The organism is Pseudomonas rustica, from assembly GCF_018336155.1.
Taxonomy (GTDB): Bacteria; Pseudomonadota; Gammaproteobacteria; order Pseudomonadales; family Pseudomonadaceae; genus Aquipseudomonas; species Aquipseudomonas rustica.
This window is the reverse complement of the sequence record NZ_JAGYHF010000018.1, coordinates 19,675-40,577: the sequence shown is the minus strand read 5'-3', so window position 1 is coordinate 40,577 and position 20,903 is coordinate 19,675. Positions and strand designations below refer to the sequence as shown.

The window sequence follows — 20,903 nt, the reverse complement described above, 5'->3', positions numbered from 1 at the left end:
GCAGGCCGCGGTGCTGTTAAGGAAAGCCGACATGCAGCTTAAAGACACCCAGTTGTTCCGCCAGCAAGCCTTCATTGATGGCGCTTGGGTCGATGCGGACAACGGTCAGACGATCAAGGTTAACAACCCGGCCACCGGCGAAATCCTCGGTACCGTGCCAAAAATGGGCGCCGCCGAAACCCGCCGTGCCATCGAAGCCGCTGACAAAGCGCTGCCAGCCTGGCGTGCACTGACCGCCAAAGAGCGTGCCGGCAAGCTCCGTCGCTGGTTCGAACTGATGATCGAGAACCAGGACGACCTCGCGCGTCTGATGACCCTCGAACAGGGCAAGCCGCTGGCCGAAGCCAAGGGCGAAATCGTTTACGCCGCTTCGTTCATCGAGTGGTTCGCCGAAGAAGCCAAGCGCATCTACGGTGACGTGATTCCGGGTCATCAGCCAGACAAGCGTCTGATCGTGATCAAGCAGCCAATCGGCGTGACCGCCGCGATCACCCCGTGGAACTTCCCGGCGGCGATGATCACCCGTAAAGCCGGCCCGGCACTGGCTGCCGGTTGCACTATGGTGCTCAAGCCTGCTTCGCAAACACCGTTTTCCGCTTTCGCCCTGGCCGAACTGGCTCAGCGCGCCGGCATTCCTGCGGGCGTGTTCAGCGTGGTGTCCGGCAGTGCCGGCGACATCGGCAGCGAGCTGACCAGCAACCCGATCGTGCGTAAATTGTCCTTCACCGGTTCGACCGAAATTGGTCGTCAGCTGATGGCTGAATGCGCCAAGGACATCAAGAAAGTTTCGCTGGAACTGGGCGGCAACGCGCCATTCATCGTGTTCGACGACGCGGATCTGGATAAGGCCGTCGAAGGCGCGATCATTTCCAAATACCGCAACAACGGCCAGACCTGCGTCTGCGCCAACCGTCTGTACATTCAGGATTCGGTCTACGACGCGTTCGCCGAGAAGCTGAAAGTGGCTGTGGCTAAACTGAAGATCGGCAACGGTCTGGAAGACGGCACCACCACTGGCCCGCTGATCGACGAAAAAGCCGTGGCCAAGGTCAAAGAACACATTGCTGACGCCGTGGCCAAAGGCGCGACCGTGCTGGCCGGTGGCAAGGCGATGGAAGGCAACTTCTTCGAACCGACCATCCTCACCAACGTGCCGAAAAATGCTGCTGTGGCCAAGGAAGAAACCTTTGGTCCGCTGGCGCCGCTGTTCCGCTTCAAAGACGAAGCCGAAGTGATCGCGATGTCCAACGACACCGAGTTCGGTCTGGCTTCGTACTTCTATGCTCGCGATCTGGGTCGTGTGTTCCGTGTCGCGGAAGCGCTGGAATACGGCATGGTTGGCGTCAACACCGGGCTGATCTCCAACGAAGTCGCGCCGTTCGGCGGCATCAAGGCCTCGGGCCTGGGCCGTGAAGGCTCCAAGTACGGCATCGAAGATTACCTGGAAATCAAATACCTCTGCCTGGGCATCTAAGCCCGGTCAAAGATCGCTGCAAACGCAAAGGGCACGAGAGCGCTGTCCCTTTGCGTGGTTTCAAACCGGAATTTTCTCTGCGGCCGGGAACGCCGTGGCAGTCGATCATCGCATGCTGCCACCGTCGCTTCCTCCCGCTTAATCCTTGAACAACGCCGCCCGATGAGCGGCGAATGAGGACTGTAATGAGCAAGACTAACGCTGAACTGATGGCCCGCCGTACCGCAGCTGTTCCACGTGGTGTTGGCCAGATTCACCCGATCTTCGCTGAGTCGGCAAAAAACGCTACCGTGACTGACGTTGAAGGTCGTGAGTTCATCGACTTCGCCGGCGGTATCGCTGTATTGAACACCGGCCACGTGCACCCGAAAATCATCGCCGCTGTGACCGAACAGCTGAACAAGCTGACCCACACTTGCTTCCAGGTGCTGGCTTACGAGCCGTACGTAGAAGTGTGCGAAAAAATCAACGCGAAGATCCCGGGTGATTTTGCCAAGAAAACCCTGCTGGTCACCACCGGTTCCGAAGCCGTCGAAAACGCCGTGAAAATCGCCCGTGCCGCCACTGGCCGTGCCGGCGTGATCGCCTTCACCGGCGCCTACCACGGTCGCACCATGATGACCCTGGGCCTGACCGGTAAAGTCGTGCCTTACTCGGCCGGCATGGGCCTGATGCCAGGCGGCATCTTCCGCGCGCTGTACCCGAACGAACTGCACGGCGTGAGCATCGACGACTCGATCGCTTCGATCGAACGCATCTTCAAGAACGACGCCGAGCCGAAAGACATCGCCGCGATCATCATCGAGCCTGTGCAGGGTGAAGGTGGTTTCTACGTCGCGCCGAAGGAATTCATGAAGCGTCTGCGTGCGCTGTGCGACCAACACGGCATCCTGTTGATCGCCGACGAAGTACAGACTGGCGCTGGCCGTACCGGTACCTTCTTCGCCATGGAACAGATGGGCGTTGCTGCCGACCTGACGACCTTCGCCAAATCCATCGCTGGCGGCTTCCCGCTGGCCGGTGTGTGCGGCAAGGCCGAATACATGGACGCCATTGCTCCAGGCGGCCTGGGCGGCACCTACGCCGGTAGCCCGATCGCTTGCGCCGCTGCGCTGGCCGTGATGGAAGTGTTCGAAGAAGAGAACCTGCTTGATCGCTGCAAAGCAGTCGGCGAGCGTCTGGTGACTGGCCTGAAGGCTATCCAGGCCAAGTACCCGGTGATCGGTGAAGTCCGTGCGCTGGGCGCGATGATCGCTGTTGAGCTGTTCGAAAACGGCGACAGCCACAAGCCGAACGCTGCAGCAGTGGCATCGGTTGTGGCCAAGGCACGCGACAAGGGTCTGATCCTGCTGTCTTGCGGCACCTACGGCAACGTTCTGCGCGTACTCGTACCGCTTACCTCGCCGGACGAGCAACTGGACAAAGGTCTGGCGATCATCGAAGAGTGCTTCTCCGAGCTCTGATCACCCAGTGTGACCTGATCGACAAAAAACCCGCTTCGGCGGGTTTTTTTACGCCCCTTGAAACACATCGGGGGCTTTAGCACTGTATCGAAAGGCCAGCATTGGCTAAGGTTCAGGCATTGCAAGGGAGAGCGCGCATGACTGCCGTTGATTTACCCGCCGTACCCCGAGTGCTGATTGCCGAGGCCGACCCGTGGTCGCGCGACCTGCTCAAACAAGTGCTGCTGAACGTGCGTTGCGATGCGCGGCTGGATCTGTGCGCCGATGGTCAACAAGCGATGTCGTTGCTTAGCGAAGTGCCGTATGACCTCGCCATCGTTGACTGGGAGCTGCCCGGCATCGATGGTTTGAACGTGCTGCGCAGCGTGCGGCAGCGCAAACGCAATCCGCCGCTGCCGTTCATTCTGATGAGCAGCCGCAACGACAGCGCCAGCGTGCGCGAAGCGATTCCACTGGCGCCGACGGCGTATCTGACCAAGCCGCTGAACATGGAAAGCCTGACCCAGCGTTTGCAGGGGTTGCTGCTCAATGCCGGGGAAGAGGTGTTCTGCGAAGTGCCGGCGCTGGCGCCGGGTATGACGCTGTCAGTGTTTCTCGAGCGACGCCGTGAGCAGGCCGACGGCGCGCCGCTGATGACCGATGTGCAGGTGGCGGTGAAGCGCAGCCTCAACCCTGGCGGGCTGGATCTGAAGGTGCTCGAAGATGAGATAAAAACCGATCCGCAGATCACTGCCGTGTTGATCGCTGCCGCCAACAGCGCGGCGCAGCACCATGGCGCGCCAGTGCAGACATTGGCGCAGGCACTGCACCGGCTCGGTACCGGGCAGAGCATGAACTTGATTCTGGGGCTCGCGCTCAAGCGTAGCGCCAGGCTCAGCGATCCGTGTCTGGCGGATTATGCCGAGCGTTATTGGGGGCTTTCGCTGCACACCGCTGAATACGCGCGCACGTTGGCGCGTTTGCTCGATCTGGATCAGGAGCGCTGCTACTGCGCGGGGATGCTGCATCGGTTGGGTGATCTGGCGTTGCTGCGTTGTTTGCAGGAATGGCAGCAGGCCGGTGGCGCGCTGGATGAGCTGGAGGAGGTTGGTGAGGCGCTGGCGGAATTTGGTGCGGCGTATGGATCGGCACTGCGCACGCGTTGGCGCTTGCCACTGGAGCTGCGTGAGTTGATTGCGGCGGTGTATCAACTCGGTGGCGGGGTGTATTCCCGTGAAGCGCTGGTGATGAACATGGCGGCGCAAATGGCGCACCTGACTGAGCATGAAGGCATAGAAGAATTGGCGAAAAGCCGCACGGCACGGTTACTCAAGATCGGCTTGCCGGAGTTGATGCGGATGCGTAAGTAACCCGCCCACACCTTTCTTATAAGAGTCGAGACTTTGTGGTGAGGGGATTTATCCCCGATGGACTGCGCAGCAGTCCCCCCTCTTTTTAAATCAAAAAAGGGGGCGCTTCGCACCCCATCGGGGATAAATCCCCTCGCCACAGGTTCGCATTTCAAATCGAATACTCATGCAGAGATGATGCGGTTCTTGCCTGGCGTTTGGCTTCGTACATCACTGCATCCGCACGGGCGAACAGGCTGTCGAGGCTTCTGACTGAGCATGAAGGCATCGAAGAGCTGGCGAAAAGCCGCACGGCGCGGCTGCTGAAGATCGGCTTGCCGGAGCTGATGCGGATGCGTAAGTAACCCGCCCACACCATACTTGTAAGAGTCGGGCCTTTGTGGCGAGGGGATTTATCCCCGTTGGGCTGCGGAGCGGCCCCTCTTTTGATTCAAAAAAGCAGGGGACTGCTGCGCAGTCCAGCGGGGATAAATCCCCTCGCCACAGGTTCGCATTTCAAATCGAATATTCAGGCAGAGATGATGCGGTTCTTGCCTTGGCGCTTGGCTTCGTACATCGCTGCATCCGCGCGGGCGAACAGGCTGTCGAGGCTGTCATCTTCGTCGGTGAGGCTGGTTAGGCCCTGGCTGACGGTGATACTGAACGTCTGGCCATCGTGGTTGAAATTCAGACGTTGAATTTCCTGTTGCAAGCGTTCCGCGACCTGCATCGCCATGTCCGGCGCGCACCCCGGAAACACCGCCGCAAATTCCTCCCCGCCAATCCGCCCGAACAGATCGCCGCGTCGTAGCGAGCCGCGCCCGCACTCGGCAACCCGTTGCAGCACATTGTCGCCCTCGGGGTGCCCGTAACTGTCGTTGATCACTTTGAAGTCATCAATGTCCAGCAACAGAAACGCCATCGGCGAACCTTGCAGCCGCGCCTCTTCAAACTCGCGGTGGGCGCATTCGAAGAAGTGTCGGCGGTTGCTGCTTTGTGTGAGTACGTCGGTGGTCGCCAGACGATGCAGCTCGGTTTCCATCTGCTTCTTTTCGGTGATGTCTTCGGCAATGCCGACGATGATCACCGGTTGCCCGCTATCGTCCTGACGATTGATGAAGCATTTGTCGCTGAGCCAACGGATCTGGCCATCGGCGGCGATGATGCGGTATTCGCGATCTTCCACCGCGCCCTTGTGCAGGACTTCGGCGAGGCTGCGTTCAGCGTATTCGAGGTCGTCGGGGTATATGCTGTCGCGCCACTGGTTGTAGTCGGCGAGGAGAAGGCCGGCGGAGCGGCCGAAAATCCGTTCATACGCGGGGCTGACGTACAGCACCTGACGGGTTTCCCAGTTAAACGCCCAAAGCACCGCATTGACGCTGACCAGCAGCGAGCTGAACAACTGTTCGCGCTCGCTCAAACGGGCGACTTCGCCTTGAGCGTGCATTAGAGCCATGAGGGTTTGCGCGGCTTCGGGCCACTGCGGGAAAGATGAGTCTTTTTGGTTGTTATTGACCATCGGCACAAGTCTCAAAGGGCGTGCCGCAATCGACAACGGCCACAGAACAGCCCGCCGGGATGGCGAAGTGTCTTTGAGATAGGGGATTTTGGGCGAAGTTCCCGGTTTTTACCGGATCCTGCCAAGTGGCCATCGCGGCAAACCCGTAGGAGCTGTCGAGTGAAACGAGGCTGCGATCTTTTGATTTCAACAAATAGAATCAAAAGATCGCAGCCTGCGGCAGCTCCTACTTGGGACCGGTGTTTAGGCGGTAGGGCGCAGGGAGTAGGTTTTCAGTTGGCCGGCGAAGTCGCGCAGGGACTGGATGCCGCTGGCTTCCGCTTCGTGAACCCACTCTTTGATGGCAGCGAGCATGTCGTGTCCATTGGAGCTGGTCTTGACCCAGATCTGTTGCAGGGCCAGGCGTTTTTCGTAAATCACCTTCAATGCCTGGCTGTGCTCGAGCATGTTCTGGATGCGCAAGTGGTGACGGTCTTCCAGCAGGCTGGTTTCTCGCGACAACAGTCGCTTGGCCCGGTGAAACTGGTGACGCACCGAGTGATCGACCTTGGCCAGTTCTTGCTGAACCAGTGGGCCGATCACCAATTTGCGGTACTGGGCCATGATCTGGAAGCGGTTGTTGAGGATCGCCATCGCGGTGTCCATGTCCAGATTGCCCTTGCCTTCGACACGGTGGGCGATCGGTGCAACGCGCTGAACCTTGGCCAGACGGAAGAAGCTGAAGACTTTGATCCACGCCCAACCGAGGTCGAACTCCCACTTCTTCACCGACAGCTTGGCCGAGTTCGGGTAGGTGTGATGGTTGTTATGCAGTTCTTCGCCGCCGATCAGGATGCCCCACGGCACCAGATTGGTCGCCGCGTCGCGGCATTCGAAGTTGCGATAGCCGACCGCGTGACCGAGACCGTTGATGACGCCAGCAGCCCACACCGGGATCCACATCATCTGGATCGCCCAGATGGTGATGCCGATAGTGCCGAACAGCATCAGGTCGATAACGCCCATGATCGCCACGCCCAGCAGCGGATAACGGCTGTAGACGTTGCGTTCGATCCAGTCTTCCGGGCAGTTCTTGCCGTAGATGCGCAGGGTTTCCGGGTTCTGCGCTTCGGCGCGGTACAGCTCCGCACCGGTACGCAGCACGGTGGAAAGACCTTTGATGACCGGACTGTGCGGGTCGTCTTCGGTTTCGCACTTGGCGTGGTGTTTACGGTGGATGGCTGTCCACTCGCGGGTGTTCTGCGCCGTGGTCAGCCACAGCCAGAAACGGAAGAAATGTTTCAGGCCAGCATTCAGCTCCAGCGAGCGATGGGCCGAATAACGGTGCAGATAGACGGTGACGGCTACAATCGTCACGTGGGTCATCAGCAGGGTGACCGCGACCAGAGACCAGGCCGACAAGCCAAGAAAACCTTCGTACCACATAGGCTATAGGGCCCTCGATAAAGATAAAAACAGCCGTTGCATTATCACTAAGCACACAGATAAAACCAGTCGCCCTTTCAGATAAGAGTCGCTGGATGTTACTTGGCCTATAATTCCAACCTTTTTGTAGGGACATGGACAGCCGAATGTCTGCCACTTATCGCGATGCCTTGCGTGCAGCGCTGCTCTATCTCGTGCTTGCCGCTGTCTGGTTGCAAGGTTCTGATTATTTATTAAACAATTTCTTCGATAACTCCGTCGATCTTGCTCGTTGGCAACTGATCAACGGTTATCTGTTTGCGGCGGTCAGCGCCGGGCTGATTTTTCTGGCGCGGGCGCGGTTGTGTGAGTTTCTCGGTATCGGAGCGCGGTTGCGCGAACGTCACGCTGATCGCGAGCGTCTGCGGCAGGCGGCGGCCGTGTTCGATTGCACCCGCGAAGGCGTGCTAGTCACTGATCGTCAGGGGCTGATCGTCCACGTTAACCGCGCCTTTATCGAAATCACCGGTTATCAGCGTGAAGAGGTCATCGGTCAACGGCCGAGCCTGTTCAAGTCCGGCCACCATCCGCCGGGCTTCTATCAGGCGATGTTCGCCACGTTGGCGTCGCAGGAAGAGTGGAGCGGCGAAATTTGGAACCGGCGTAAAAGCGGCGAGATTTATCCACAATGGCAAACCATCCGCGTCATTCACGATGATCGCGGAGAGGTCAGCCATTACGTGGCGGTGTTTTCCGACATAACCGCGATCAAGGATTCCGAGCACGAACTCAAACGCCTCGCCCACCACGATCCATTGACTGATCTGCCCAATCGCCTGCTGTTCAGCGATCGCGCCGAGCAAGCGCTGACGTCTGCGCAGACCCACAAACGTGGCTGTGCGCTGCTGCTGATCGATCTGGATTTCTTCAAAATGATCAACGACAGCCTCGGGCATAACGTCGGTGATCGGCTACTCAAAGCGGTGGCGTCGCGGTTGCAGGAGCTGTTCGGCCCCGGCATCACCCTGGCGCGGCTCGGCGGTGACGAGTTCGCGGTGCTCGCGGAAAGTTGTCCACAGCCTGCGCAAGCGGCGGCGCTGGCCCAGCGCGTTCTCGATGGCTTCAAAGAACCGTTCTGCATCGACGGCCACGAACTGTTCATCAATGCCAGCATCGGCATCAGCCTGTTCCCCAGCGATGCCTTGAGCGCGGAACAACTGTTGCGCAACGCCGATGCCGCACTGTTCAAAGCCAAGAACAGCGGGCGCAACGGTTACGCCTTGTACACCGAAGAACTCACCGCTCACGCTCAGCAAAGGGTCGAACTCGCTTTCGAACTGCGCCGCGCGCTGGAACTGCAAGAGCTGCGCGTCTACTACCAACCGGTGCATGACCTGAAAACCAGTCGCCTGATCGGCGTAGAAGCGCTGGTGCGCTGGCAGCATCCGCAGCGTGGACTGGTGTCGCCAGCGGAATTCATTCCGATCGCCGAGCGCACCGGGTTGATCGCCGAAATCGACGCCTGGGTGATGCAGCAGGCTTGCCAGCAAATGTGCGAGTGGCAGCGGGCCGGGGTGGTGCTGTCGTTTGTCGCGGTAAATGTTTCGTCGCGGTTGTTTGCGCGGCGTGAACTGTATCAACAAGTGGCACAGGTGCTGCGCGAGACTGGGCTGGATCCGGCGTATCTGGAGCTGGAAGTTACAGAGAGCGCGGTGATGGACGATCCGGAAGTGGCGCTGGAGCAGATGCACCGCTTGCGTGAGTTGGGGATTCGTCTGGCGATTGATGATTTCGGTACCGGTTATTCGTCGTTGTTGCGGCTCAAGCGCTTGCCGGTGCAGAAGCTGAAGATTGATCAGGGGTTTGTCGCGGGGTTGCCGTGGGATGAGGATGATGCGGCGATTGTTCGGGTGATCATCGCGCTGGCGCGCAGCATGGGTATGCAGGTGCACGCCGAAGGGATCGAGCAGGCGGAGCAGGCGGTGTTTTTGCTGGAGCAGGCATGTGAGCTGGGGCAGGGGTATTGGTTTGGGCGGCCGAGCCCAGCGGCCGAAATTGACTGGACGAAAGCCCCCGTTATTGGCTGACAGCTGACACAAAACCTGGGTGCACACAAAACCTGAGGTGCACACAAAACCTGAGGTGAATACAAAACCTGTGGCGAGGGGATTTATCCCCGTTGGACTGCGCAGCAGTCCCCAAATTTTCAGGGTCGCTTCGCAACCCAACGGGGATAAATCCCCTCGCCACAGGGTTATCTGTCGCTCACAGATCGGCGCAAACCCTTGCCCCGCCACATAATGTTTTTCAGTTATATAAACATTCTTAAATAGTCTTTTTAAGAATATCCGCGCCTCTCTTATATTGCTCCCACGCCGAACGCAGTGCCGCCCACTGCCAGGCATATCCCATTCAAAGGAGCAGCACCATGAGCGCATCCCTTCGCAGCGTTGACGGTCAGGACGAAACCACCATTTTGCGTGAAATCCAGAGCGCTCTGCGCGATCTGCGATTTGGCGCGGTGGAGATCACTGTGCACAACGCGCAAGTCGTGCAGATCGAACGCAAAGAGAAATTCCGTTTGCAGCAACCGGGTAAGCAACCGGGCTGAGTGAAGATCAAAAGATCGCAGCCTGCGGCAGCTCCTACAGGGGGCTGTGTGTGTAGGAGCTGCCGAAGGCTGCGATCTTTGAACCGGCACCACGATTTGCGAAATACATAAGAAAAAAGCCACCACCCGAATTCCAGGAGCTTTCACCATGTCGTCGATTCGCCGTTACGCTTTGGCCGCCCTGGCCAGCGCTGTGTTTGCCGGTTCTGCCGTTGCCAAGGATTACGAGCTGCTCAACGTGTCGTATGACCCGACGCGCGAGCTGTATCAGGACTACAACGCTGAATTCATCAAGTTCTGGCAGAAAGATCATGCCGGCGACACCGTGAAAATCCAGCAATCCCATGGTGGTTCGGGCAAGCAGGGTCGTGCGGTGATCGACGGTCTGCGCGCTGACGTGGTGACTCTGGCTCTGGCCGGCGACATCGATGAAATCGCCAAACTCGGCAAGACCCTGCCGGCCGATTGGCAGAAGCGTCTGCCGGAAGCGAGCACGCCGTACACCTCGACCATCGTCTTCCTGGTGCGCAAGGGCAACCCGAAAGGCATCAAGGACTGGGGCGATCTGGTCAAGAACGACGTCTCGGTGATCACCCCGAACCCGAAAACCTCCGGCGGCGCACGCTGGAACTTCCTCGCCGCGTGGGCCTACGGCCTGAAAGCCAATGGCGGTGACGAAGCCAAAGCTAAAGAATACGTACAAACCCTGTTCAAGCACGTGCCGATCCTCGACACCGGTGCGCGCGGTTCGACCATTACTTTCGTCAACAACGGTCAGGGCGACGTGTTGCTGGCCTGGGAAAACGAAGCGTTCCTGGCCCTGAAAGAAGATGGCGGCGCCGACAAGTTCGACATCGTCGTGCCTTCGCTGTCGATCCTCGCCGAGCCGCCAGTGGCCGTGGTCGACAAAAACGCCGAGAAGAAGGGCAACGAGCAGATCGCCGAAGCCTATCTGAAACACCTGTACAGCCCGGCCGGTCAGGAAATCGCCGCGAAGAACTTCTACCGTCCGCGTGACAAAGAAGTCGCTGCCAAATACGCCCAGCAGTTCCCGAAACTGGATCTGGTGACCATCGACAAGGACTTCGGCGGCTGGAAAACTGCGCAACCGAAATTCTTCAACGACGGTGGCGTGTTCGACCAGATTTATCAGGCGCAGTAATCTGACTTCAGCCACACCACGAGCCTGATGCTTGGGCGCGGTAAATGTGGGAGCGGGCTTTTGTGGTGAGGGGATTTATCCCCGACCGGCTGCGAAGCAGTCGCAAAACCCTGGTATGCGGTGTATTTGATACACCGCATTTTCTGGTTTTGGGGCAGCTTCGCTGCCCATCGGGGATAAATCCCCTCACCACAGGGCTTGCTCCCACATTGATGCGTTCAGCGGATCGCTTTTTAACCAAGGACTTTTATGTCGCGTCGTATCTCCCCCGTCATACCCGGCTTCGGGCTGACGCTGGGTTACACCTTGGTGTACCTCAGCCTGATTGTGCTTATCCCGCTGGCGGCGATGTTCGTCCACGCCGCTCAACTCACCTGGGATCAGTTCTGGGCGATCATCTCCGCACCGCGCGTGCTGGCGGCATTGAAGCTGAGCTTCGGCACCGCGCTGTGTGCCGCGATCATCAACGGCATCATCGGTACGTTGCTGGCGTGGGTGCTGGTGCGTTACACGTTCCCCGGGCGCAAGGTGATCGACGCGATGATCGATCTGCCGTTCGCGCTGCCGACCGCCGTTGCCGGTATCGCGTTGACCGCGCTGTATGCGCCGGCCGGCTTGGTCGGGCAATTCGCTGCCGACCTCGGTTTCAAAATCGCCTACACCCCGCTCGGTATCACCCTTGCGCTGACCTTCGTCACACTGCCATTCGTGGTGCGTACGGTGCAGCCGGTACTGGCCGACATCCCTCGTGAAGTCGAAGAAGCCGCCGCGTGCCTCGGTGCGAAACCCCTGCAGGTGTTCCGCCACATCCTCGTCCCCGCGCTGCTGCCCGCCTGGCTCACCGGTTTTGCCCTGGCGTTCGCGCGTGGCGTTGGCGAGTACGGTTCGGTGATTTTCATCGCCGGCAACATGCCGATGAAAACCGAGATCCTGCCGCTGCTGATCATGGTCAAACTCGACCAATACGATTACACCGGCGCCACCGCTATCGGCGTGTTGATGCTGGTGGTTTCCTTCGTCCTGTTGCTGCTGATCAACTTGCTGCAGCGGCGCATCGAAACCCCATAAGGAGGCGCGAACAATGTCCCAATCGTCTATTGCGGCCGCCTCTTCGGCCAACGCTGCACGCCGTGGCAGTGCCACTTCGCGCAGAGTGCTGATCGGCCTTGGCTGGCTGGTTTTTTTCCTGTTTCTGCTGTTGCCGTTGTTCATCGTCGTATCGCAGGGTTTGAAGAATGGCCTCGGTGCGTTCTTCACCGCGATTTTTGAACCGGATGCACTGTCGGCACTGAAACTCACCGTGTTCGCCGTGCTGATTTCGGTGCCGTTGAACCTGGTGTTCGGCGTCAGCGCCGCATGGTGCGTGAGCAAGTACTCGTTCCGTGGCAAGAGCATGCTGGTGACGCTGATCGACCTGCCGTTCTCGGTGTCGCCGGTGATTGCCGGTCTGGTCTACGTGCTGATGTTCGGCGCGCAGGGCCTGTTCGGGCCATGGCTGCAGGATCACGACATCCAGATCGTCTTCGCCTTGCCGGGCATCGTGCTGGCGACGATCTTCGTCACCGTGCCGTTCGTGGCCCGTGAGCTGATCCCGCTGATGCAAGAACAAGGCACGCAGGAAGAAGAAGCCGCGCGACTGCTCGGCGCCAATGGCTGGCAGATGTTCTGGCATGTCACCGTGCCCAACATCAAGTGGGGCCTGATCTATGGCGTGGTGCTGTGTACCGCGCGGGCCATGGGTGAATTCGGTGCGGTGTCGGTGGTTTCCGGGCACATTCGCGGGGTGACCAACACCTTGCCGCTGCACGTCGAGATCCTCTACAACGAATACAACCACGTGGCCGCGTTCGCCGTGGCGAGCCTGTTGCTGATCCTGGCGCTCTTCATCCTGCTGGCCAAGCAGTGGAGCGAAAACCGTATCAACCGCCTGCGCGCCAGCGCCGCGGAGGAATAATTCATGTCGATCGAAGTGCGTAACGTCAGCAAGAATTTCAATGCGTTCAAGGCGCTGGACAACATCAGCCTGGACATTCACAGCGGTGAACTGGTCGCGCTGCTCGGCCCGTCGGGCTGCGGCAAGACCACGCTGCTGCGGATCATTGCCGGTCTGGAAACCCCGGATAACGGAAACATCGTTTTCCACGGTGAAGACGTTTCCGGCCACGATGTGCGTGATCGTAACGTCGGTTTCGTGTTCCAGCATTACGCGTTGTTCCGCCACATGACCGTGTTCGACAACGTCGCGTTCGGCTTGCGCATGAAACCGAAAAACCAGCGCCCGAGCGAAAGCCAGATCGCGGTCAAGGTTCACGAACTGCTGAACATGGTGCAGCTGGATTGGCTGTCGGATCGTTATCCGGAGCAGTTGTCCGGTGGTCAGCGTCAGCGTATTGCGCTGGCTCGCGCCTTGGCGGTGGAGCCGAAAGTGTTGCTGCTGGATGAGCCGTTCGGCGCCCTCGATGCCAAGGTGCGTAAGGAATTGCGCCGCTGGTTGGCGCGTCTGCACGAAGACATCAACCTGACGTCGGTGTTCGTGACCCACGACCAGGAAGAGGCGATGGAGGTTGCTGACCGTATCGTGGTGATGAACAAGGGTGTGATCGAGCAGATCGGTTCACCGGGCGACGTTTACGAAAACCCGGCCAGCGATTTCGTTTATCACTTCCTCGGCGATTCGAACCGCTTGCTGCTGAGCGACGACAATCACGTGCTGTTCCGCCCGCACGAAGTGTCGTTGTCGAGGCATGAGTTGGAAGATCACCATGCGGCAGAGGTGCGCGATATCCGGCCGTTGGGCGCGACCACGCGGGTGACGCTGAAGGTTGAGGGGCAGACGGATTTGATCGAGGCCGAAGTGGTGAAAGACCACGACAGCCTGATCGGCTTGGCCAAGGGTGAAACCCTGTTCTTCAAGCCGAAGGTCTGGCAGAAAGTCGCCAGCCTTTAACTGATCGTTCCCACGCAGAGCGTGGGAACGCTCGGAAACCCACTGTAGGAGCTGCCGCAGGCTGCGATCTTTCAAGCGGCCTAAGCCGCCGCTTTGCCGTTCGGATTAACTCGCACAACCCCCGCCCGCGCCTCGATCTGCTCTTTCAACTCATGCCGCATCCCGAGCATGAACGCCAACTCGGCCACGACAAACAACGGCCCGACAATCAGCCCCGACACGTCATCGACAAACGCCGGTTTGCGCCCTTCATAGTGATGCCCGACAAACTGGATCACCCAGCCCACCACAAACATCGCCAGCCCGCTGCTCAGCCAGACCGTGGTGCTCTGCTGCGCCAAAACGTGCCCGGCCCAGACCGACAGGCCCATCAGCACGGTCATCAATACGCCGAGCTTCACTTCCAGTCTCAGGTAAAACCACGCCGAGGCCAACGCCACGATAACGGCTGGAGATATCCACAACCCGCCCACCGACCATTCCGGCCGCGACAACAACACCGCGACGGCCACCACGATCAGCGGAATGCCGATAAAGTGGCTGGCGATGTTGCGCGGATCACGGTGGTAGGCGGCGTATTGACTGAGATGGTCGACGAGGCTTTTCATTGTTGTTCCTCCGGTAGGGTTGATCACATCATCCCTCGGGATCAGGGTTCGCTCTGTCAGGCAGGCGACAATCCAGGAGTGTTTATGCAAATTCGTTCACGGCTGATGAGCGGCCAGTGGTTCAGTCATCTGCCGGTGTCCTTTCAGGATAGCTTGCTGGCGGCGGCCCGGGAGCGGCGGCTGACGGCAGGGCAGCGCTTGTTTCAGCGTGGTGATGCGCCTTGCGGTTTGTACGCGGTGCTTGAGGGCGCGGTGCGCATTGGTGCGGTGAGTGAGCAGGGCAAAGAGGCGCTGTTGAGTCTGGTGGAGGCGCCGCACTGGTTTGGCGAAATCTGCCTGTTCGACGGGCAGCCGCGTACGCATGATGCTTATGCTGTGGGGCCGTGCCTGCTGCTGAATATTCCGCAGGCGACGTTGCTGAAGTTGCTGGATGAGAACCCGGTGTACTGGCGACATCTGGCGCTGTTGATGAGCCACAAACTGCGCCTGACCTTTATCAACCTGGAACAACTGAGCCTGCTGCCAGCGCCGGCACGCCTGGCGCACCGCTTGCTGATGATCGCTGAAGGCTACGGCGAACTCGACGCGCCACGCCGGGTGCTGCAACTGCCGCAGGAGCAACTGGCGTCGATGCTGTCGCTGTCGCGGCAGACCACTAACCAGATCCTCAAGGATTTGCAGGGGCAGGGGATTATCGGGCTCGGGTATGGTGAGATCGAAATCCTCGATGCCACGCGATTGCGCGCCCTGGCCACGATCTAACGGCGCCACATTATCCACAGTGGAAACCTATACTTGTGGCGAGGGGATTTATCCCCGATGGGGCGCGCAGCGGCCCTGAAAATGGGACTGCTGCGCAGTCCATCGGGGATAAATCCCCTCGCCACAGAGGCCTGTTCCGAGGATCTGTGTTTATTTTACGAGCCGCGATAGGTCGAGAAACCGTACGGGCTCAGCAGCAGCGGGATGTGGTAGTGCTGATCGGTCTGCTTCACTTCAAAAATCACCGGAATCTCCGGGAAGAACGTGTCGTGCTTGACCTTCTTGAAGTACTCGCCGGTCTTGAACACCACGCGGTATTCGCCCGCTTCAAAAGGCTGTTTGGCCGGAAACAGTTCGGCAATCCGTCCTTGTTCATTGGTGGTGCCCTGAGCCAGCGGCTGCCAGTCCTGACCGACATGTTTCTCCAGGGTCACGTTGATGCCCGGCGACGGCAGGCCGTTTTCCAGATTGAGCACGTGCACGCTCAACGGGTTGCCAGCGGCCAGCGCCAGGCTTGAGAAAGCGCTCAGGCCGAGCGCTGCGAAAGTCATGCGCAAAGTATTCATCGATGCATCTCCTTATTGGGAACGGGTGGTGGCCAGGCCGGTTTTCTCGGCAGCCTTGATCGCACATTTTTCGTCTTGCTCACCGCCGCCGGAACCGGCCACGCCCATGGCGCCCACTAGTTCAGTGCCGAGGAACAGCGGAATACCGCCGCCGAGCAACAACAATTCGTCGAGTGTGTTGAGGTTGGCGGTTTCCGGATTGCTGCGGGCACGTTCGGCAAACAGTCGGGTGGCGGTTTTGGTCGACAGCGCGGTGTACGCCTTGCGTTGGCTGGCAATGGTGTTATGCGGGCCAACGCCATCGCCGCGCAAGGTCACCAGCAAGTTGCCGCCGCGATCGAGCACCGACACCGTGCCGGTGCAATTGGTCATGGCGGTGTCGGCAAGCAGCCGTGCGGTTTTCAGGTCGAGGTCAGCGTGACGCGGCAGTTCCGGGCTGGCGTAAACCCCGGCGCTGAGGCCGAGGGTCAGGCTGGCGAGCAAGAATTTCAGGGTCATGGACAAGCTCCAGAAGCGAAGGTCGTCACCTTAATCGCCGGTCTTCGTCAGAACCTCGTCAGTTGGATTACAAGTTTGTAATGGGCAACGCCGCCGAAGGCGCCTAGCCTGTGTGCCTATCAATCGAGGTGTGCCATGCGTTTGCTGGTCGTAGAAGATGAAGCCAAAACCGCAAATTTCCTCGCCAAGGGCCTGGGCGAGTCGGGTTTTGCCGTGGACGTGGCGCTCAACGGTCTCGATGGGCGCTACTTTATCGAGCAGCAGGAATATGACCTGATCATCCTCGACGTGATGCTGCCCGGCCTCAACGGCTGGCAATTGCTGCAACTGATCCGCCAGCGCGGCGCCACGCCGGTGCTGTTCCTCACCGCCAAGGACGCCATCGAAGACCGTGTGCGCGGCCTCGAACTGGGCGCCGACGATTACTTGCTGAAACCCTTCGCCTTCGCCGAACTGCTCGCGCGCGTGCGCACCTTGCTGCGCCGCGGGCCGATGCGCGAAGCCGAGTCGTACAGCATCGCCGATCTGGAAATCGATGTGCTGCGCCGCCGTGTCAGCCGCAATGGCCAGCGCATCGCCCTGACCAACAAGGAGTTCGCCCTGCTGCAACTGCTCGCCAGTCGCCAGGGCGAAGTGCTGTCGCGCACGCTGATCGCCTCGCAGGTGTGGAACCTGAATTTTGACAGCGACACCAACATGGTCGAAGTCGCCGTGCGGCGTTTGCGTTCGAAAGTCGATGATCCGTACATGCCCAAACTTATCCACACCGTGCGCGGTGTCGGTTATCAACTGGAAGCGCCGGACGATGCGCTCTAAGTCGATCGCCTGGCGACTGGCGCTGGCGTTCGCGATTGTTTGCGCCTTGGTGCTGAGCGCGATTGGCGTGTTTCTCTACCGCTCGCTGGCCTCGGAAATCGCCTACCGCGACGACCTCGCGTTGCTCGGTCGCCTGGAGCAAGTGCGCGCCTTGCTCGCCGACAGCGACAGCCTCGGCGCTTTGCAGGCGCGGCCACGGCTGTATCAGAACATGCTCGGCAATCTCGACAGCCTGTTGCTGGTGCGCCGCGCCGACGGATCGAGCGTGATCGCGATCAATCCACGGCAACGCGAGTTGCCCGCACTGAACGCCATCCCCCGCGAGCAAACGCCGCAGCGTCCCGATGTGCTGACCTGGCAAGCGCCGGACGGTGCCGAACTGGCGCTGTTGTCCGGCGAAGCGCAGGGGCCGAACGGCGAGCCGCTGACGGTCATTGCCGGCAAAGTGCTGAGCGAGCGTGAATCGATGCTCGGCAGTTATCGCATGCGCTTGTACCTGTCGGTTGGACTCGGTGCGTTGCTCGCTTTTGCCTTGGGCTTGCTCTTGCTGCGCCGGGGCCTGCAACCGTTGCGGCAGTTGAGCGAAGCGGTGCGTGGCATCGATCTGCGTAGCCTTGATCAACGCCTGCCTGCCAATGGCACGCCGGCAGAATTGCTTGAACCGGTGCAAGCGCTCAACGGCATGCTCGCGCGACTGGACGACAGCGTGCAGCGCCTGTCGCAGTTCTCCGCCGACCTCGCCCACGAAATCCGCACGCCGTTGCACACCTTGCTCGCCAGTAACGGCCAGGCACTGAATCATCCGCGCAGCACCGAGGAATATCAGGAAGTGCTGGCCTCGAACATGGAAGAGTTCGAACGGCTCAAACGCATGGCGGAGAACTTGATGTTCCTCGCCCGCGCCGAACAGGCCGAACGCGCGCTGAATCTTCAAACCCTGGATTTGCACAGCGTTGGCGGTGAGCTGTGTGATTATTTTGAAGCCTTGTCGGATGACCGTGACGTGCGGCTCGACAATCAACTGCACGGTGAACTGCTTGCCGATCAGCAACTGTTGCAACGGGCGCTCGGCAATCTGTTGGCCAATGCCGTGCGTCATGCCGATCAAAGATCGGTGATCAGTCTGCGTCGCCGGGACGAGGCGGGTGAGTGCTGGTTGCAAGTGCACAATCATGGCCCGGCGATTGCGCAGGAGCATCTGAGCAAACTGTTCGACCGCTTCTACCGCGTCGATCCTTCACGGGCAGAACCGGGGGATTCGGGTGGGTTGGGGTTGGCGATCGTGCAGTCGATCATGCAGTTGCATGGGGGACAGGTGCGGGTGAGTAGTGATGCTGACGGCACTGTTTTTGAGTTGGGGTTTGTGGTGAGTTGAAGGGCCCTTTCGCGAGCAAGCCCGCTCCCACATTTGGAATGCATTCCCCTGTGGGAGTGGGCTTGCTCGCGAAGAGGCCAGTCGATTCACAGCGAATCCCGGATCAATCAGCGCAACCCGTCACGAAACTGCCCCGGCGTCATCCCCGTCCAGCGCTTGAACGCGCGGCTGAAGCTGCTGGTATCGGCGAACCCGAGCAAATAACTCACCTCACTCAATGAACACTGCGGATCGCGCAGGTGCAACAGCGCCAGGTTCTCGCGGCTCTCGTTGAGCAGTGTGTCGAAGCGACAACCCTCATCCGCCAGATGCCTTTGCAAGCTGCGCAAACTCAAATGCAACGCCTGAGCAATCCGCTCAGCGCTCGGCTCACCTTCCGGCAATTGTTCTTCGATGGCATCGCGCACCTTGCGCTCCCAGGTCAGCGGCTGGAGCTGGGCCATGGTGCGTTTGAGCACTGCCTCATTGTGTTCAGCGAGTTCCGGGTTGGCGTCGTCGAGGTGGCTGTCGAAGTCGACGAGGGCGAACTCCAGACGATCTTCGGCGCAGCCGAAGTGCACCGGGGCGCGGAAGACTTTGTGCCATTGGTGCGCGTCGGTTGGTTCCGGACGGCGCAGGTAAACGGCGAGTGGCGCGTAATCGCGGCCGAGGCGATTGCGGCAAGTGCGCACGTAGATCGCGGTGAACGCGTCGATGGCTTCGAAGGCTGGCGCCGGATTGCCTGACGGAATTTTCAGACGGAATTGATAGCGGTCGTCGCTGCGGCTCAGTTCCAGCTCCAGCGCATCGCTGACCACCGGGTGATAGCGCACGATGCGTTCAAACACTTCACGCAAACTGCCGCTGGCGACCAGCGCATAACCGAGCGCATGGAACGTGGTCGGGCTGACGAACCGCGACACGCGCAAACCAATCGCCGGGTCGCCGCTGACCTGCACGGCGATTTCCCAGAGGCGCGTGGTGCCGGACAGCGGATAGCGCGCGTTGGGGTCGTCCATCAAATTGGGGTCGAGCCCGGCCTGTTGGCACAGGGCAATGCTGTCCAGCCCCAGCGCATCAAGTTGTTTGCGCAAGGCACGGGTCCAACTGGCGAGGGAGGTCGGTTCCTTCATGCTGATTGGCGCTTCCGGTCAACAGGTTGGCGTTCTCGGCTACCGCAATTGAAGCACTGGCGAGGCACGATGCGAACATCATAAACCCGAGGATGGAAGCATGGACGGTACTTCTGCAAGTCCCCAGCGACACAATGCGGCCCAGCGATCAGCACATATTCGCGAAGTGGTACTGGCCAAAGGCGTCGAATTGCGTGAGCGCTACCCGATTCTCAAGCATCAGGATGCGCTTGGGGCGGGGATTCTGGCCTTTGCCCTGATCGGGATGATCGGCTCGGCGACGCTGTACATCACCGGCCATATGGCGTGGTGGGCATGCCTGTTGCTCAATGCTTTTTTTGCTTCGCTGACCCATGAGCTGGAGCACGACCTGATCCACAGCATGTATTTCCGCAAGCAGCGCGTGCCGCACAATTTGATGATGGGCCTGGTGTGGCTGGCGCGGCCGAGCACGATCAATCCGTGGATTCGTCGGCATCTGCACCTCAATCACCACAAGGTCTCCGGCACTGAAACTGACATGGAGGAGCGCGCGATCACCAACGGCGAGCCGTGGGGTTTTGCGCGCTTGCTGATGGTTGGCGACAACGTGATGTCGGCTTTTATCCGCATGCTGCGGGCCAAGACCTGGGCGCACAAGTTCAGCATCATCAAACGCACGTTGAAGGTCTACGCGCCGCTGGCGCTGGTGCATTGGGGTGCGTGGTATGTGTTTCTTGGTTTCCATGCGGCCAATGGCATCGCGTATCTGCTGGGTGCGCCGATTGAATGGTCAGCGACGACGTTGTCGGTGATGCAGGTGATCGATATCGCCGCTGTGGTGATCATCGGCCCGAATGTTTTGCGTACGTTTTGCCTGCACTTCATCAGCTCGAACATGCATTACTACGGCGATGTTGAACTGGGTAACGTGCTGCAGCAGTGTCAGGTGTTGAACCCTTGGTGGTTGTGGCCGTTGCAGGCGTTCTGCTTCAACTTTGGCAGCAGCCACGGGATTCATCATTTTGTGGTGAAGGAACCGTTTTATATCCGCCAGATGACCGTGCCGGTGGCGCATAAGGTGATGCGCGAGATGGGGGTGAGGTTTAATGATTTCGGGACGTTTGGGCGGGCGAACCGGTTTGTTCGTCGGGATGAAATCGCGGTGTCTGGGGAGGTGGTGGAGGCCTGACGAATTGCCCTCACCCTAGCCCTCTCCCGGAGGGAGAGGGGACTGATTGGGGGATATTGGGGAAGTACGCCGACGTGAAAGAGTTTT

General features: G+C 59.6%; 19 protein-coding genes. 13 read left to right on the top strand and 6 right to left on the bottom strand.

All coding sequences use genetic code 11. The annotated features are described in order from the left end of the window. Positions 1–31: 31 nt before the first annotated feature. The 3 genes from gabD (at position 32) to KFS80_RS25610 (ending at position 4,286) form a co-directional block, all read left to right on the top strand. Positions 32–1,474, top strand: coding sequence for an NADP-dependent succinate-semialdehyde dehydrogenase (gene gabD / locus KFS80_RS25620; protein WP_053116466.1), 1,443 nt, complete (start codon positions 32–34; stop codon positions 1,472–1,474). Positions 1,475–1,659: 185 nt separating this feature from the next. Next, entirely contained in the window at positions 1,660–2,937 is a 1,278-nt protein-coding gene (gene gabT / locus KFS80_RS25615) for a 4-aminobutyrate--2-oxoglutarate transaminase (protein ID WP_008080000.1), read from the top strand. 137 nt (positions 2,938–3,074) lie between these two features. Continuing rightward, a complete protein-coding gene (locus KFS80_RS25610) occupies positions 3,075–4,286 on the top strand; it encodes a response regulator (protein WP_212546331.1) in 1,212 nt (403 codons plus the stop codon). 508 nt (positions 4,287–4,794) lie between these two features. Here KFS80_RS25610 and KFS80_RS25605 read toward each other — a convergent pair. After that, positions 4,795–5,784, bottom strand: a complete 990-nt coding sequence (locus KFS80_RS25605) for a GGDEF domain-containing protein (protein ID WP_212546330.1) — start codon at positions 5,782–5,784, stop codon at positions 4,795–4,797. A 243-nt stretch (positions 5,785–6,027) separates the two neighbouring features. Beyond that, positions 6,028–7,209: a delta-9 fatty acid desaturase DesA gene (desA, locus tag KFS80_RS25600; protein WP_159811956.1), complete on the bottom strand. Its 1,182-nt coding sequence runs from the start codon at positions 7,207–7,209 to the stop codon at positions 6,028–6,030. Between the two features lie 146 nt (positions 7,210–7,355). Here desA and dibA point away from each other — a divergent pair, with 146 nt between their 5' ends. From dibA to KFS80_RS25570, 6 genes are all read left to right on the top strand, one after another. Next, the gene (dibA, locus tag KFS80_RS25595) at positions 7,356–9,275 is read left to right on the top strand and encodes a phosphodiesterase DibA (RefSeq protein WP_212546329.1); all 1,920 of its coding nucleotides are present in this window, start codon (positions 7,356–7,358) and stop codon (positions 9,273–9,275) included. A 341-nt stretch (positions 9,276–9,616) separates the two neighbouring features. Then, on the top strand, positions 9,617–9,799 hold the full coding sequence (oscA, locus tag KFS80_RS25590; RefSeq protein ID WP_034151822.1) for a sulfur starvation response protein OscA: 183 nt from the start codon (positions 9,617–9,619) through the stop codon (positions 9,797–9,799). Positions 9,800–9,947: 148 nt separating this feature from the next. Next, entirely contained in the window at positions 9,948–10,961 is a 1,014-nt protein-coding gene (locus KFS80_RS25585; RefSeq protein WP_008080017.1) for a sulfate ABC transporter substrate-binding protein, read from the top strand. A gap of 249 nt (positions 10,962–11,210) precedes the next feature. After that, positions 11,211–12,029: a sulfate ABC transporter permease subunit CysT gene (cysT, locus tag KFS80_RS25580; RefSeq protein ID WP_008080019.1), complete on the top strand. Its 819-nt coding sequence runs from the start codon at positions 11,211–11,213 to the stop codon at positions 12,027–12,029. A 13-nt stretch (positions 12,030–12,042) separates the two neighbouring features. Continuing rightward, positions 12,043–12,915, top strand: coding sequence for a sulfate ABC transporter permease subunit CysW (cysW, locus tag KFS80_RS25575; RefSeq protein WP_034151824.1), 873 nt, complete (start codon positions 12,043–12,045; stop codon positions 12,913–12,915). A gap of 3 nt (positions 12,916–12,918) precedes the next feature. Then, a complete protein-coding gene (locus KFS80_RS25570; protein WP_053116472.1) occupies positions 12,919–13,908 on the top strand; it encodes a sulfate/molybdate ABC transporter ATP-binding protein in 990 nt (329 codons plus the stop codon). Between the two features lie 80 nt (positions 13,909–13,988). Here the strand turns inward: KFS80_RS25570 and KFS80_RS25565 are convergent, their stop codons facing one another. Next, positions 13,989–14,516, bottom strand: a complete 528-nt coding sequence (locus tag KFS80_RS25565) for an Mpo1 family 2-hydroxy fatty acid dioxygenase (protein ID WP_212546328.1) — start codon at positions 14,514–14,516, stop codon at positions 13,989–13,991. Between the two features lie 84 nt (positions 14,517–14,600). Between KFS80_RS25565 and KFS80_RS25560 the strand changes: the two genes are divergently transcribed. Then, complete coding sequence (locus KFS80_RS25560; RefSeq protein WP_212546327.1) at positions 14,601–15,278, top strand: Crp/Fnr family transcriptional regulator; 678 nt, start codon at positions 14,601–14,603, stop codon at positions 15,276–15,278. Positions 15,279–15,433: 155 nt separating this feature from the next. Here KFS80_RS25560 and uraH read toward each other — a convergent pair whose 3' ends face one another. After that, positions 15,434–15,844, bottom strand: a complete 411-nt coding sequence (gene uraH / locus KFS80_RS25555) for a hydroxyisourate hydrolase (RefSeq protein ID WP_016987599.1) — start codon at positions 15,842–15,844, stop codon at positions 15,434–15,436. A 12-nt stretch (positions 15,845–15,856) separates the two neighbouring features. Next, positions 15,857–16,342: a GlcG/HbpS family heme-binding protein gene (locus tag KFS80_RS25550; protein ID WP_212546326.1), complete on the bottom strand. Its 486-nt coding sequence runs from the start codon at positions 16,340–16,342 to the stop codon at positions 15,857–15,859. A gap of 135 nt (positions 16,343–16,477) precedes the next feature. Here KFS80_RS25550 and KFS80_RS25545 point away from each other — a divergent pair, with 135 nt between their 5' ends. Further along, complete coding sequence (locus tag KFS80_RS25545; protein ID WP_053116476.1) at positions 16,478–17,158, top strand: heavy metal response regulator transcription factor; 681 nt, start codon at positions 16,478–16,480, stop codon at positions 17,156–17,158. After that, on the top strand, positions 17,148–18,533 hold the full coding sequence (locus KFS80_RS25540) for a heavy metal sensor histidine kinase (protein ID WP_212546325.1): 1,386 nt from the start codon (positions 17,148–17,150) through the stop codon (positions 18,531–18,533). The genes KFS80_RS25545 and KFS80_RS25540 overlap by 11 nt, the downstream gene beginning before the upstream one ends. Positions 18,534–18,640: 107 nt before the next feature. On the opposite strand, the gene KFS80_RS25535 is transcribed toward KFS80_RS25540, so the two are convergent. Next, a complete protein-coding gene (locus KFS80_RS25535; protein ID WP_053116479.1) occupies positions 18,641–19,645 on the bottom strand; it encodes an AraC family transcriptional regulator in 1,005 nt (334 codons plus the stop codon). A 100-nt stretch (positions 19,646–19,745) separates the two neighbouring features. On the opposite strand from KFS80_RS25535, the gene KFS80_RS25530 reads away from it, so the two are divergent. Continuing rightward, positions 19,746–20,816 (top strand): fatty acid desaturase, encoded by a 1,071-nt coding sequence (locus tag KFS80_RS25530; RefSeq protein ID WP_212546324.1) that lies wholly within the window; start codon positions 19,746–19,748, stop codon positions 20,814–20,816. Positions 20,817–20,903: the final 87 nt, after the last annotated feature.

Coding starts and splice junctions, on each gene's coding strand:
- KFS80_RS25585 (WP_008080017.1), top strand. CDS start 9,948: ATGTCGTCGATTCGCCGTTACGCTTTGGCCGCCCTGGCCAGCGCTGTG.
- KFS80_RS25545 (WP_053116476.1), top strand. CDS start 16,478: ATGCGTTTGCTGGTCGTAGAAGATGAAGCCAAAACCGCAAATTTCCTC.
- cysW (WP_034151824.1), top strand. CDS start 12,043: ATGTCCCAATCGTCTATTGCGGCCGCCTCTTCGGCCAACGCTGCACGC.
- oscA (WP_034151822.1), top strand. CDS start 9,617: ATGAGCGCATCCCTTCGCAGCGTTGACGGTCAGGACGAAACCACCATT.
- uraH (WP_016987599.1), bottom strand. CDS start 15,844: ATGAATACTTTGCGCATGACTTTCGCAGCGCTCGGCCTGAGCGCTTTC.
- KFS80_RS25560 (WP_212546327.1), top strand. CDS start 14,601: ATGCAAATTCGTTCACGGCTGATGAGCGGCCAGTGGTTCAGTCATCTG.
- KFS80_RS25540 (WP_212546325.1), top strand. CDS start 17,148: ATGCGCTCTAAGTCGATCGCCTGGCGACTGGCGCTGGCGTTCGCGATT.
- dibA (WP_212546329.1), top strand. CDS start 7,356: ATGTCTGCCACTTATCGCGATGCCTTGCGTGCAGCGCTGCTCTATCTC.
- KFS80_RS25570 (WP_053116472.1), top strand. CDS start 12,919: ATGTCGATCGAAGTGCGTAACGTCAGCAAGAATTTCAATGCGTTCAAG.
- gabD (WP_053116466.1), top strand. CDS start 32: ATGCAGCTTAAAGACACCCAGTTGTTCCGCCAGCAAGCCTTCATTGAT.
- cysT (WP_008080019.1), top strand. CDS start 11,211: ATGTCGCGTCGTATCTCCCCCGTCATACCCGGCTTCGGGCTGACGCTG.
- KFS80_RS25550 (WP_212546326.1), bottom strand. CDS start 16,342: ATGACCCTGAAATTCTTGCTCGCCAGCCTGACCCTCGGCCTCAGCGCC.
- KFS80_RS25535 (WP_053116479.1), bottom strand. CDS start 19,645: ATGAAGGAACCGACCTCCCTCGCCAGTTGGACCCGTGCCTTGCGCAAA.
- KFS80_RS25610 (WP_212546331.1), top strand. CDS start 3,075: ATGACTGCCGTTGATTTACCCGCCGTACCCCGAGTGCTGATTGCCGAG.
- KFS80_RS25605 (WP_212546330.1), bottom strand. CDS start 5,784: ATGGTCAATAACAACCAAAAAGACTCATCTTTCCCGCAGTGGCCCGAA.
- KFS80_RS25565 (WP_212546328.1), bottom strand. CDS start 14,516: ATGAAAAGCCTCGTCGACCATCTCAGTCAATACGCCGCCTACCACCGT.
- desA (WP_159811956.1), bottom strand. CDS start 7,209: ATGTGGTACGAAGGTTTTCTTGGCTTGTCGGCCTGGTCTCTGGTCGCG.
- KFS80_RS25530 (WP_212546324.1), top strand. CDS start 19,746: ATGGACGGTACTTCTGCAAGTCCCCAGCGACACAATGCGGCCCAGCGA.
- gabT (WP_008080000.1), top strand. CDS start 1,660: ATGAGCAAGACTAACGCTGAACTGATGGCCCGCCGTACCGCAGCTGTT.